The 12,767-nt window shown below is 52.5% G+C and carries 11 protein-coding genes; 2 read left to right on the top strand and 9 right to left on the bottom strand.

Translation table 11 applies throughout. From position 1 onward, the window contains the following. Nucleotides 1–10: 10 nt before the first annotated feature. Nucleotides 11–736: a purine-nucleoside phosphorylase gene (locus JIN85_RS08175; RefSeq protein ID WP_200269490.1), complete on the top strand. Its 726-nt coding sequence runs from the start codon at nt 11–13 to the stop codon at nt 734–736. 11 nt (nt 737–747) lie between these two features. On the opposite strand, the gene JIN85_RS08170 is transcribed toward JIN85_RS08175, so the two are convergent. Both JIN85_RS08170 and JIN85_RS08165 read right to left on the bottom strand, forming a co-directional pair. Continuing rightward, entirely contained in the window at nt 748–1,872 is a 1,125-nt protein-coding gene (locus JIN85_RS08170; RefSeq protein WP_200269488.1) for an endonuclease/exonuclease/phosphatase family protein, read from the bottom strand. 69 nt (nt 1,873–1,941) lie between these two features. Beyond that, entirely contained in the window at nt 1,942–2,301 is a 360-nt protein-coding gene (locus JIN85_RS08165) for a hypothetical protein (RefSeq protein WP_200269486.1), read from the bottom strand. A gap of 99 nt (nt 2,302–2,400) precedes the next feature. On the opposite strand from JIN85_RS08165, the gene JIN85_RS08160 reads away from it, so the two are divergent. Then, nucleotides 2,401–3,792, top strand: coding sequence for an O-antigen ligase family protein (locus JIN85_RS08160; RefSeq protein ID WP_200269484.1), 1,392 nt, complete (start codon nt 2,401–2,403; stop codon nt 3,790–3,792). Nucleotides 3,793–3,825: 33 nt separating this feature from the next. Here JIN85_RS08160 and JIN85_RS08155 read toward each other — a convergent pair whose 3' ends face one another. The 7 genes from JIN85_RS08155 to JIN85_RS08125 all read right to left on the bottom strand — a co-directional run bounded on the left by JIN85_RS08155 (nt 3,826) and on the right by JIN85_RS08125 (nt 12,730). Continuing rightward, nucleotides 3,826–4,332: a hypothetical protein gene (locus tag JIN85_RS08155; protein ID WP_200269482.1), complete on the bottom strand. Its 507-nt coding sequence runs from the start codon at nt 4,330–4,332 to the stop codon at nt 3,826–3,828. Between the two features lie 26 nt (nt 4,333–4,358). Then, nucleotides 4,359–7,511: an efflux RND transporter permease subunit gene (locus JIN85_RS08150; protein WP_234047309.1), complete on the bottom strand. Its 3,153-nt coding sequence runs from the start codon at nt 7,509–7,511 to the stop codon at nt 4,359–4,361. Nucleotides 7,512–7,526: 15 nt separating this feature from the next. Continuing rightward, on the bottom strand, nt 7,527–8,642 hold the full coding sequence (locus tag JIN85_RS08145; protein ID WP_200269478.1) for an efflux RND transporter periplasmic adaptor subunit: 1,116 nt from the start codon (nt 8,640–8,642) through the stop codon (nt 7,527–7,529). Nucleotides 8,643–8,705: 63 nt separating this feature from the next. After that, the gene (locus JIN85_RS08140; protein ID WP_200269476.1) at nt 8,706–9,926 is read right to left on the bottom strand and encodes a TolC family protein; all 1,221 of its coding nucleotides are present in this window, start codon (nt 9,924–9,926) and stop codon (nt 8,706–8,708) included. Between the two features lie 145 nt (nt 9,927–10,071). Next, the gene (locus JIN85_RS08135; protein ID WP_200269474.1) at nt 10,072–10,365 is read right to left on the bottom strand and encodes a hypothetical protein; all 294 of its coding nucleotides are present in this window, start codon (nt 10,363–10,365) and stop codon (nt 10,072–10,074) included. A 204-nt stretch (nt 10,366–10,569) separates the two neighbouring features. Beyond that, nucleotides 10,570–11,112, bottom strand: a complete 543-nt coding sequence (locus tag JIN85_RS08130) for a DUF1697 domain-containing protein (protein ID WP_200269472.1) — start codon at nt 11,110–11,112, stop codon at nt 10,570–10,572. Nucleotides 11,113–11,122: 10 nt separating this feature from the next. Further along, nucleotides 11,123–12,730, bottom strand: a complete 1,608-nt coding sequence (locus JIN85_RS08125; RefSeq protein ID WP_200269470.1) for an arylsulfatase — start codon at nt 12,728–12,730, stop codon at nt 11,123–11,125. Between the last annotated feature and the right edge of the window lie 37 nt (nt 12,731–12,767).

The following is a 12,767-nucleotide window of genomic DNA, read 5'->3' as shown; positions in this document are numbered from 1 at the left end:
CCTTCGTGAAATGACAGGATTGGTATTGGGTTCCGGGCTGGGCATGTTGGCGGATGCGGTAGCGGTTGAACGGGAAATCCCGTTCGCCGATGCCGGTCTTCCCGCTTCATCTGTTCCTGGCCACGCCGGACGTTTTCTCATGGGAAAGCTCGCTGGTCAGAGTGTGATCCTGATGCAGGGTCGGGTTCATCTTTACGAAGGGCACAGTGCCCGGGACGTTACTGCAGGCATTCGCTGGATGGCAGAGCAGGGGATTGATCGACTGATCCTGACCAACGCTGCTGGCACCTTGCATCCAGATTTCCCTCCGGGAAGCTGGATGATGCTGCGAGATCATTTGAATCTAACAGGCACCTCCCCGCTGATTGGGCCTGACTTTGTGGACATGACCGTGGCCTACGATGCTGACTGGCGGTCCCAGTTCAAATGCGCTGCGGATGAAATGGGCATGGATCTCCATGAAGGGGTCTATGCAGGCTTGCGCGGACCACAGTATGAAACCCCGGCGGAAATCAAAATGCTGCGCGTTTTAGGAGCAGATGCCGTGGGAATGAGCACGGTCCTGGAAACCATCCAAGCGCGCTCGCTTGGTTTGAAAGTTGCGGCATTCTCCTGTCTGACCAACTGGGCAGCTGGAATTACTCCCGGCACGCTTGATCACCACGAAGTTCTCGAAACCGGAAAACTCGCCGCGCAGAGCATGATCGATTTGTTAGAAAAAGTTATCGGTGACTAGTCGCGACCCCCTCACTTTCTCAGGATGCGATAGAATCGCCTGACTTCAGATCCGAGCAGGATATCCAGCAGCTGGCTGGCCGCCGCATTTGCCGTGACGATTTCCAGGGTGGTCGTGGTGTCCTCTGCTGTCATTTCACCCAGCGTGGTCCAATTTGAAGCCGTGAGGTCAGAAGTGGCTTCGATCTGATAGGAGGCCAGTGGAGTTGAACGAAAAGCAATGCTGCCATGCGCCGGTGGGGTGAAATCGAAACTGCTGGAGATGATCGGAATGACCGCAGGATCATCAGGGATCGGCACCATGAAATCCTTCACAACAGCCATGTGCTGCATGTTGCTGGCCGCACTATCGGTGACCAGTGCCGGGCTGATTTCTGAGATGGGGGTGTAAACTCGCGTGTCAGCAACCAAACCATTGGCAAACGTGCTGTTTCCAATAACCACGGGGACCTGGATCGCTAACAAATCGTCATCGGCGAACACATTATCATAAGGCTTCGCTCGGGAGGCGTTGGTATCTTCGTCACCATTCTGATCGGCCGGATAGGGGCCAGCGGTATGAACCACTTGGCTGAATGTTGTGAACTGAGTTTCGTTTCGCGAGCTGCTGTTGAAATCTCCACCGATGACCAAGTAATCATCATCCGGAATTTTGGCTTTGATGTAATCAACCAATGCGATCGCTTCAGGGTTTCGCTTCGAACTGGTGGTGAGGAGGTGGACCGAAATTGCCCAAAGATCCTTATCGCCAGGAATGTCGATGCGGGCCCAGGCGAAATCGCGGTTGGAGACTTGTGCGTCTTCCCATTCGCCTGATTCGAGAATGGGATATCGGCTAATCACCCCGTTGGGGATTTGGGCTCCGGCTTCACGGAAATAGGAAAATTCAGCCCCGAAGGTGGAGGTGACAAAGCTGCGGATGTCTGCAGTCGTGTTATCCTTGTAGTTGAATTCCTGAATCAACACGATGTCAGGTTTGAGCCCTTTGAAGATTCTCGCACCTTCGCCCGGATCATAGGATTGATAATTTCCGCTGGAAATATTGCCCGCAACAATGCGGATCCGCTGGGCCTCTGCAGCTCCCGGTAGAAGCAGTGCAACTAATGCTAATAGGAAAAAGAAGTAGCGAGTATTCAAAGGGGGAGCGATCGGTGAGTAACTGCAGACTCACAGAAAAAATCGCTCAGGCAAGCCGGAGCTGAAAGATTATCGAGCTAAATCGCTGTTGTCCTGGCTCGCTTGCGCTTCGGCAGAACCGGGATTTCGCAACACCATGATGGTTTTCAAAACATAATCGCGGGCGTGTGTAACCTCGGTGAGATTTGAAGCCATGCCTAGGCAGGACCCGAAGGCGAAGGCTGCGAGAATGTTGCGAAAACTGGCTTTGGCTTTCATGGTGGAAAAAATGTCAAACAAGTTCGATTCTACATTAGCAAAGCGTAAGCCCGATGCTGATGATTGATCATCATTCACATTATCAATCATTTGCGAGATGTGGTGACGAACGACAAGGGTTCGGGTTTGCGCAATTCGCAATGATCGAGTTTCCTGCTTTGCAATCCGCACGATTTTTGGATGAGTGGGTTTCTCACGGATTGTCCAAGTGCTGAGGAAAGATCTCGTCTCCGCAGCGGCTTGGTGATGCATTCGCGGCGGTTCAGATTCATGGAAGTAGTCGTCACATTGATCAAAGTTCTGATTATCGCCTTAGTCTATTTGGTGATGGGTCCAGGCATCGGTTTCTTTGTCAATGGACGTGAGACGGCTCGAAGGATTGTTCTTGGATTTCTCGCCTGGTGGCTGGTTCGGCCGCCCTCGGATTTCACGTTGATGCTGTATTCGATCGAGAAATACCGCGGTCACACCAAAGGCTTTGAGTTCAACTTTTTGGAAGCCATCGCGATGGGTTTGGCGCTCGCCGCGTTATTGGAAAAGCGCAAGGATTTCAAATTCCTGCCTCCCGGGCTATGGAGTTGGTTGTTGGTGGTATTGGTCGGTTTGTTATCGGTGCCAGGAGCCATCAATCCGCTTTATGGGCTGATGCCGGCATTCAAATTCGTGAAAATGGCCTTCATCTACGTGGGCGTTTTTGCGGCATTGCATGATGATCGGGATGTGCTGGCGATGATGCGTGGCTTTGCCGTGGCGTTGATTGTGCAGCTGATTGTCTGTCTATGGAGCCGCTATGTCATGGGTGGATTCCGTGTGATCGGTTGGTTTGAACACCAAAATCCGATGGCCATGTGGTCATACATGGTTGGGTTGCCGATCCTGGCTCTGGCGATGTCCAAGCAGACATCCGGTCGGGATGTGTTGTTGTTTTTTGCCGCTTTTGCATCAGCGGGATTGGTTGTGGTACTCACGGTTTCACGGGCCGCTTTGGCAGCATTCGCGTTGGGGACGATGATGGTGATGGCTGCAGCCTACCTCCAGGGATTGAGTTCCCGGAAAATCGCTGTGGGGGTGGTGATGGCGATTGGTGGGGCCTTGGCCATGGCCATGGCTGCCGATACTTTCATGGAGCGAATGGAAACAGCGGGGGACGACAAGCCTGAAAACGACCTGCGCTGGGCTCTGAATCGTCAGTCCGGAGCCATGTATCAGGATCATCCACTGGTCGGGATCGGTTGGAATAATTTCGGTCTGGCGAACAGTCGACCCAACGGCACGAAATACTCCCATATTCTTGAGAAATGGGAGGAACACCGTGGCCACAAGATTTACCCGGAGATGTTCCGGGCAAATCCTCTAACAGAGAGCTTTTTCTGGCTGATTTTGGCTGAGAACGGATCGCTCGGATTTATTTCGATCCTGTTGTTCATGGTGATCACGCTTTGGTATGGGCTGCGATCGACCATCGGATTTTGGAAAACACCCCTGGGGCTGTTTTTCTTCGGCGTGACCGTGGCCCTGCTCATCACCTATGTCCACTGCCAGGTTGAGCGCGTACTCACCCAGACGAAAAATCTAACAACCTGGATGATTTTTTGTGCGACGCTTTCCCGTGGAATTTGGTGGCGCCGACAAGCCAAGAAAATCGCCAAGGCAGCCCGTTAATTAGGGGTGGAGTGGACTGTTGGTTATTACCAATCAATGTCCGCAAATGCAGGCATATTCTGGGTATTCACACGTCGGGCAGGTGGCCAGATTGATGTTGAATTTCTCGATTTGAGCCTTCGCATCAGGTGTTGATTTCACCATTACAATCATCGGCACTTCATGGCCTTCGGGTATGGATTGATCCGATAAAAGCGCGTTGCCGTCTTTTTTGAACACAAGTCGTGTCGGAGCAAGCCGGTCTCCACCGACTGCTTGCACCACTTGCACGGTTGGGGCCACGGTGGCCCCGTTCTGATCAAGAAAGGTGATTTTTACTTTTTTATCCGAGGTGACAAAGAATTCGTAACTGAAATCCGCTGTCTCAATGATTTTGCCACCATTTGGACCGGCTTGATGTTCGGCATGTTCATGGTCGTCGTGATGATGTTCATGTCCCTCGTCATGGGAATGGTCGTGCTCTTCTTCGGCTTGAGATGCAGCAGTGCTGATGCAGAGCGATAACAAACCAAGAAGCAGGAAATGATGATGTTTCTTCATATTAAAAATGGGTTGAGGTTTTGGAGTTAGTGGGATGCAGGAGACTGGAGTTGGATGGATTTTGCCGCGGCCTTGCGACCGATCAGCCAGAACATTGCCGGGGTGACAGCCATATCGAGCAGGGTGGAAGAGATCAGTCCGCCCACGATGACGACTGCCACGGGATGAAGAATTTCTTTGCCTGGCTGATCAGCCGCCATGACCAGCGGAATGAGGCCGATGCCGGCAGACAGGGCCGTCATCATGACTGGCACCAAGCGCTCGGTGGTGCCGCGGATGATCATTTTACGGGTGAATCCTTCGCCTTCATGTCGCATGAGGTGGATGTAGTGCGAGATCATCATGATTCCATTTCTCGCCGCGACACCGCCCACCGCGATGAATCCGACCAATGTGGCAATGCTGATATTGTTCAGTTGGTATCGTGTGAATGCGAGGCCACCCATCAGGGCAAGCGGGATGTTGACGAGAACCTGCAAGGCCAATGAAGCGCTGCGGAAATACCCATAAAGCATCATGAATATCGCGATGAAAACCACCGAGGAGTAGATGGCGATTTTACGAGTAGCGGCTTTTTGCGCTTCGAATTCCCCTTCGTATTGGATGTAATAGCCTTCGGGAAAATGGACTTTTTTCCTAACCTCATCCTGAAGTTTTACCACGAGATTCGAAACATCCCGGACGGTTGGTTTAATGCCCAGCGCGAATCTCCGTTGGCTGTTTTCACGCAAGATTACATTGGGACCTTTTGCTTCCCGCACATCTGCGACAAGCGAAAGGGGGACCCATTGCTTCTCGGAAATTTGAATCGGCAAGGATGCGATCCGGTCGGGTGAATTCCGCCAATCCAGCGGTAGACGAGACACCAAATCAACCGAACGCTGGCCATCGTAGAGCCGTGCAATTTGATCGCCGCCTAACATGGCGGAGAGTTCATCGTTCAGTTCTCCAGGGGTGATTCCATAGGCGAGTGCTCGATCACGATCGACCTCGATCCGCAGTTGTGGGATGCTTGATGCCTGATCGAGCTTGGTGTCTTCAAATCCCGGAATCGATTGAGCGACTTTTTGCACTTCAACGCCGATCTCACGGATTTTTTCAAGATCCGGCCCGAAAATTTTCACCGCCACTGGAGCCGGGACACCGCTCAGCATGTGACCGATCCGATCTGCAAGCGGACCGCTTACCACGGCGAAAATGCCTGGCACCGATTTCACTTTTGCAGAGATATCCGCGAGTATTTCCTTACGGCTACGGTGACTTCCTGAGTCCGAATTTTCCCGGAAATCGACGTCAAATTCCGCGGTTGAAACTGGCACGACGTGATCTCCGCGTTCTGCTCGTCCCAGCCGCCTTCCAACCTGACGAACTTCCGGAACGGATAGAATTTGCTGCTCGATCACATCAGAAATTTGATTCATCTCTGCGAGCGAAGTTCCCGGCGCGGCGGTAGCGGCAACGAGCGCGGTTTCTTCTTCGAACTTGGGCAGGAAGTCTTTGTTCATCGATGGATAGAGCGAGATGGCTGCTACCAAAAGAGCCATTGCGATCAGCAAAACCGCAAGTGGTCGACTCAAGGCGAACCGCAGCAGCGTGTGCTCAAGCAGCCACTTCATGCCGCTGACCAAACGACCGTCCTGATGGGTTTTGCCAGATTTTGGATTTAGCAGAAATGAGCAAAGTACGGGGATCACCGTAAGTGACACGATGAATGAGGCGATCATCGATACGATGGTCGCGACCGCTATCGGTGAGAAAAGTTTTCCTTCCACACCTGACAGGCCGAGCAGTGGCAAGAAGACGAGAATAATCAATATTGTGGCATAGAAGATCGAATTGCGAACTTCGCCGGATGCTTTGGCTATGACGGTGAGTCTTGGTTCTGGATGAGCTTTTCCTGCATTGTCTTTAAGTCGGCGGAATACGTTTTCAACGTCCACGATCGCATCATCGACGACCATGCCAATTGCCACCGCGAGTCCACCCAAGGTCATCGAGTTCACGCTGATTCCTGCCAGTTTGAAGACCAGCATGGTGATCCCGAATGACATCGGCATGGCCGTGAGAGTGATGAACGTGGTGCGGAAATTCAGCAAAAACAAAAACAACACAATCGTCACCATGATCGCGCCATCCCGGATTGCTTCGGTTAGATTGCCAATGGCGTGATCGATGAAATCTTTTTGTTGGAATAAAAGGGTGGTTTCAACACCAGGAGGCAATCCTGCCTGGAGGTCATCCAGAGCGGATTTGACTTCCGCTGTTAGAGCGCGCGTGTCCGTTCCCGGTGCTTTGGTGATGGACATGATCACACCATAAGTTGGGTTCTTTTCCGGCCAGCGGCTGATGCTCGCATCACCACGCATGGGTTCGATTCCCCATTTTACATCTGCGACATCGCCAATTGATATCGGGCGATCATGGATTTTCTTGATGACGGTTTTTGCGATGTCCTCCGTTTGGACCGTCATCGCCAGATTTCGAATCATGATTTCCGTTGAACCACTGTCGAGAAACCCACCCGTCGTCCTGCTGGCCGCGGCTGCGGCGGCCTTTTGGAGTTCATCATAGCTTACACCATGGGCATACATCCTGTTAGGATCTGGCTGGATTTCAACACGGCGGACTCCGCCGCCCATGTTGAGGATTTCCGCAATGCCTGAAATGCTTTGGAGTCTGCGCTTGATGGTCCAGTCCGCCAACGTGCGGACTTCACTAGGTTCCATGTAGCCTGGCTGACCTTCCGGGACGGTGGAGCGCACTCCAACGAGAAGTATTTCTCCCATCAGCGAGGCGACCGGTGTCATGAATGGTTCGACTCCTTCCGGTAGCTGTTCGCGAGCTGCCTGCAGGCGTTCCTGCACCAGCACACGCGCCTGATAGATATCGGTTCCCCAATCGAATTCCGCGTAAATCAATGACAGGGCGACGTCAGAATTCGAGCGCAATCGCGTCAGTCCGGCGACTCCCATGAGCTCACTTTCCATGGGTATTGTTACCTGCGTTTCGACTTCTTCCGGAGAAAGTCCGGGAGCTTCTACCAGGATTGTTACGGTCGGCTTGGTTAAATCCGGCAAAACCTCCACCGGGAGTTCGGTAGCTGTCCTTACCCCCATGACCAGAATCAGCACGGATAACGCGATGATCACCGCGCGATTGGCAAGCGACCATTGGATCATTTTTCCCAACATCGGTCAGGCCTCCTTCTGGTTCGGATTGACCACTTTGCCAGCTCCCGCTTTTGGACGATGTAGCAGCAATGAGGCTAGGAGTAAGACAGCAAGCACTCCGCTAAGAATTTTCCAGGGTTTGCTTGATGCCTGGGGTTCTGATGAGTCGAGGCCGGCTGCAGCACGCTTTTCCGCTGCCATTTGTGCCTTCTTTTCAGGGGTTAATTCGGAACCGTCTTCCGCGTGTTCATGACCGTGGGCTGCATCAAGAGCTTCCTTCAGTGAAACCGTGCCACCACCAGCGAAAACCAGCGAGTAAGCTCCCCGGGTGACGACGTCATCCGCAGGAAACAGCCCCTTGATGATTTCCACGTTCCGATCGTTCATTTCACCGATTTGCACCGGTGCCTTTTCGAAGACATTCGGCAAATCAAAATCGCGGACATAGACAAAACGATTCGAAGCGTCCCCCTGCAATGCCGTGCGAGGGATGCTGAGGACGTTTTCTCTTTCACTGACCACAATGGAGAATTCCGCCCGCATGCCTGGACGAATCATTCCTTTGGAATTGGGAATTCGAAATACGGCGTCGATCGTACCACTTTCCCGGTCCGCCGTGGTTCCGAATCGTAACAATTCGCCGTCGAAAGATTGATCCGGTAGAGCCGCGATCCGGATATGGGCTTTGGTGCCAATTTTGATTTTGCCGACTTGGTCTTCGGGAACGCGGGCGTAGGCATCGACCTCGCCTAAATCGACAATCTCGAGTAGCGGCTTATCCGGTTCCACCGGGTCACCCAGGCGGGTGTCCAAATGCGTGATGATGCCACCAAGCGGTGCTGTTAGAGATATGGTTGGTGGCGGATCACCAGGTTGTCGGCTCTCGACCCTGGCCACTTCCTGACCTCGATGAACTTCACTGCCGGGAGTTGCGGAAAGCTCAATCACTCGTCCAGAAATTCTGCTGCTAACGGTGCCTGTCCGCTCCGGGATTGCCTCGATCCTACCTAGCGCGAAAATGGTTTCAGCAAAGGTCGTTTCCTCTGCCATGACGGTCTCGATACGTAGATTCTTCATGCCAACGTCATCGAGAACGATGGGATGAGAAGGCTCAGCACCAGACAGTTGGAGCCAGGGCATGAGCACTATCACAGAGCAAGTGACGGAACGGAAGCGGGAGTAAGAACTCATAAAAGGTAAAGTTTAGTAATTGCCGACCGCTGATTCATAGCGGACACGTGCGAGATGGAATTGGCGGATGGCATCTATTTTGGAGCTCTCCAGGCTCATGCGTTTTTCGCGGGCGCGAAAAACAGTTTGGAGATCACTCAATCCTTTGGAGAATGCATCGTTCATCGCTTCGGATTGTTGAGTCGCGAGTGGTAATAACTCCTGGTCCAGCTCGTGGATCAGGCGCGCCCATTCCTTCATTTGCTGCTGGTTCGAATCCGCATCGCTTTGGATTTTTTGCTGGAGGGCGGCCGCTTCCAGCTTGCGTCTCTCATGGGTTGCGGTTGCCGCGTCGATCGCTCCCTGATTGCGGTTCCAAAATGGCAGTGCGATCTGAAACCGAAGGCCAACGATGGCCTCGTTTTCAAATCCTTCAGGTGCATCTTCCGATCGTTCAGCAGCTGCGAAGAACCCCGCTTCAACATCGTCCAATCGGCGCGCTACTTCGAGATCGATTCCTTGCCTTGCCGATTCGATTTCGAATTCAGCGATTTGATAATCCGGGCGTCGGTTGAATTTGACCGTATCCTCAGGCAGAATCGGTTGATCGAGTTCGCCATTTACCAGGATTGGTGCATTTGGCTCAATGCCTAACAAAGGTTTGAGTTCACCCATTTTGGCGGCTTCAGCAGCATCCAGTTGCCTCATTTCTACGGCCAGCGTCGCAGCCTCAAGTTTGGCAGACGCTGCATCCAATAATGAACCTTCTCCTTTTTCGGCTGCCTTGGTTAGACTTTTAGTAAATTGGTCTGCCAGGTTGCTTTGTTGGGTCAATAGTCTGCGCTTTGCCTGTGTCGAGAGGATGTCGACCACGGTGAGTCTTGCCTGTTCGACGAGCTGCCGTTCAACCTCTCTGACCTCTGCTTCAGCCTTGCGCACAGATATGGAGGAAATCTCTTTTTCCAAACGCAGCCGGCCCGTTACCGGAAATCGCTGTGAGAGACCGATCTCGATTCGGCCTTCGTTGAAATTCTGATTGTGCTCGATGCCGGTTTCTAACTGCGGGTTATCGAGAAGCCCTGCTTGTTTGGAGCGCCCGATTGCCTGAGCGATTTGCAACCTGGCTGCAGCGAGACTTGGATTTTGAGAATGAACACGATCTGCCACACCACCCAAGGTGATGATCAGGGCGGGCGCAGCATAAGCGGGTAGAGTCAAAAACGCACCGAGTGCGAGTCGAAATAAGTAATGCATGTATGGAAAGGATTTGTCAGTCCATCTGCGGCGTGATTAGCCGGGATGGAGCCATTGGATCTGTGCCTGCATCTTCCGGAAACATGCCGGGAAGCGGGCGGGGAGGCTTCGCGCGAAATGAACGCGAAGGGGCGTAGAAATACGCTTAGATCAATGGTGGCATATCCAATTCATACACCGGTGACTCCGGGATGAAATCTGCAGTCCAATTGAGGTCTGCAAGTGTGACTGCGAATGCGGGGAGTCTAACAAACTTTTGATTTTCCATCACCAGTGGCGCAGCGTGGTTGAACGCCTGATGATGGTGCTCCGTGCATGGGCATGGGTCCGAGCTGGTGTCATCGTGCTGATCACATTTCAGACAATGCTTGGTCTCGGACGTCGATGAATCCTCATAGCAATAGGCATGAGAATCATGGGCGGGTGGCGGAGTGGGCACGGCAGACCAAATCCCGGCTAGTAAGCCGAGAATGATGAACCAAATGCAAGTCGCGCGCACACCGCAGAGCCAACAGAGGAACGAATGGTTTGCAAGGGAAATGATGAATAAAGATTCACGATTTATTTCTTACAATTGCATGCAAATTACTAAACCCGATCCGACCCCATCAAATTACCTGGCATGATATCATTTAATGAACCCCTATGATGGTGATTCTTCATCAAGCATCGATTCGAGTTTTTTTACCGTGTTCCAGTTTCTTGCCGTACCTGAAACTCCGAGCAATCGTTCTACAGAAGCTGCGAGTTTCGATCTTCCAATGCCATCCGGGGCGAAGAGATAGAAAGCATGCTCCTGCAGTTCAAATTGTTCGGACGCTGTTTGGATGGCTTGCATTTTTGCCAAATCCGGGGATTTCGCTGCGGAATCGAGAAAAAACACATGGAGATCTTTCCCGCCCTCTGATGGAAACGGATTCCTCTGGATGACATCGCGCAATTGCTTTGCAGTGATTGCCAGGATTGCCGGTTCAAATCCTTTCTGGCTACCGATGGCTTGGCGAATTTTTTCCCGTTCCTTCGTTCCGATGGTGCTGCTGCTCTCGAAAACAACGTTGCCGCTTTGAATGTAGGTTTGGACGTGCTGATAGCCGAGTGATTTGAAGATCGTCACCAATTCCTTCATCGGCAACTTGGCCTTGCCTCCAACATTGATGCCGCGGAGCAGAGCGATGTATTTCGCCATGGCAGCTGACTTATTTTTTAGCAGCTGGTTTCGGATAGACACCCACACGGTCCGCCCATTTTTGCCATTCAGCTGACATTTGCTTCACCCGATCAGGCTCCTGCTTGGCCAGATTATTCAGTTCGGTGCCGTCTTCCGAGATATGATAGAGTTCCCACTTTTTCGGTTTGAGCCCGGATGCTGGAGTGACGTTGCGTCCGACGAGTTTCCAGTCGCCATCACGGACAAAAGCGTTGTTTTCATGTTCGATGAAAAGTGGACTTTTGCGATCAAGGGCTTTCCCATCAAAGGCGGCTGTTAGAGAAACTCCATCGATGGGAAGGATGGGGTGCCCGGCAAATTCCTTTGGATAGCCAGCACCGGTGATATCTGCGACCGTTGCCATAACGTCGATGATTTGCGCCGGTTCACGAAACCAATCGCGCCCTGGTTTGATGCGAGCGGGCCAGTGGGCGATGAATGGCGTGTTGGCGCCACCTTCATGGGCGAAATGTTTGTAAAGCCGATACGGGGTGGCGCAGGCATTTGCCCAGGCTTTGCCAAGAACCGGATTGAAGGATGGCTTGCCGGCTGCGCGATCGGCGATCGGGTCACCATCGCCGAGAAGCGGTCCCTCCGCGCAAGCACCATTGTCGGATAAAAACATGATGAGCGTGTTATCGAACTGGCCGTTCTTCTTGAGTTCGGCAATGAGGTCGCCGATTTTCTGATCAACCCGATCAATCATCGCGGCATAGGCAGACATGCGTAATGAGCATTCTGCTTGTTTCTCCGGCGTTAACGTATCCCAGGCTGGCACAGCGGCATCGCGCGGAGAAAGTTTCCAGTTGGCAGGGATCAACCCCAATTCTTTCTGCTTTTTGAATCGTTCTTCGCGAAGTTTGTCCCAGCCCATGTCAAATTTTCCGCGGTATTTCGCAAGTTCTTGATCCGGCGCATGCAGTGGCCAATGCGGGGCATTGAAGGCGAGATAGAGAAAGAACGGCTTATCTCCGGCTTGCTTGTTATCCTCAATGTATTGGATGGCGTGATCGGCAAATGCATCGGTGGTGTAATAAGGCCGGTCGGTGGTGGACTTGAGCTCTGTGTCCTTTTGATTGCCGTCGTAAACGCTACGCCAGCCTTCGGGATGAAAGTAATGCGCCGCCCCTGCGATGGTTCCGTAAAATCGATCAAAGCCACGTTGCAGCGGCCAATCTTCCTGATTGTATCCGGCGAGATGCCATTTTCCTGCCATGAACGTGGCGTAGCCTGCGGATTTGGCGACCTGTGCCAGAGTCACACAGGAATCGTTGATGTTTCCGGCATAGGCTGGGGGAATGTTATCTTTGGCGTCCGGCGCATCTTCCCGCGTCATGTGTCCGATTCCGGTTTGATGCGGATGGAGACCGGTCATCAGGCTGGCACGGGTGGGGCAGCAACGTGCGGAATTGTAAAACTGGGTGAAGCGCAACCCGTTTTCTGCCAGTGAATCAATGTTAGGCGTTTCGAGTTCACTGCCCCAGCAGTTGAGATCCGAGTAACCCATGTCATCCACCATGATCAGAACGATGTTGGGTTTTTCCGCAGCGTGTAGCAGCGAAACGAGGAATGGCAAAAGAAGTAGGGTTCTCATCATCAGGTGGTTCTGGAGCGTAATGGGGTAAATTTTGGCA

This window comes from Luteolibacter pohnpeiensis (assembly GCF_016595435.1).
Taxonomy (GTDB): Bacteria; Verrucomicrobiota; Verrucomicrobiia; order Verrucomicrobiales; family Akkermansiaceae; genus Luteolibacter; species Luteolibacter pohnpeiensis.
This window is presented reverse-complemented; position numbering and strand designations above follow the sequence as displayed.